Origin of the sequence: Deinococcus betulae (assembly GCF_020166395.1) — a bacterium.
In the GTDB taxonomy this organism is placed as follows: domain Bacteria; phylum Deinococcota; class Deinococci; order Deinococcales; family Deinococcaceae; genus Deinococcus; species Deinococcus betulae.
This window is the reverse complement of record NZ_JAIQXU010000098.1, coordinates 1-388: the sequence shown is the minus strand read 5'-3', so window position 1 is coordinate 388 and position 388 is coordinate 1. Positions and strand designations below refer to the sequence as shown.

Here is a 388-nt window from a genome sequence, read left to right as displayed (position 1 = left end):
AAAATTCATGGCCCACTGAATAGGGCTGTACAGCACGAACAATATCGATACTGCAGATTGGATCGCCGGGGAATATCCCCGGCGATTTCTCGTCGAATGGCCGGCACTGTCTCCCCAATAAATCCATCCAGTTGTGACAAGCGGAGCCATTGCAGGAACAGCAAGGCCACCAGGCAGAGCACCGCGTGATGATGCAGGCCTTGCCAACTTCGGCCTTCGAAGTGGTCGAGTCCGACTTCCTGCTTCAGCTCCCGGTGTCCGAGTTCGCATGCCCAGCGCTGTTTGGTGGCTCGAATCAAATGCTCAAAGGCCGTCTCAGGCGGCAGATTGCAGAGATAGTACTTCTTTTCTTCGCGGGCTCGCTGTTCACCGATCACCCAGGCACCTT

1 protein-coding gene is annotated in these 388 nt (G+C 55.7%); it reads right to left on the bottom strand.

Annotation, left to right across the window (positions count from 1 at the left end):
* Window positions 1–5: 5 nt before the first annotated feature.
* Window positions 6–388, bottom strand: a 383-nt coding sequence (locus tag K7W42_RS23460) for a transposase (RefSeq protein ID WP_439648879.1), incomplete at its 5' end; no start/stop codon positions are given.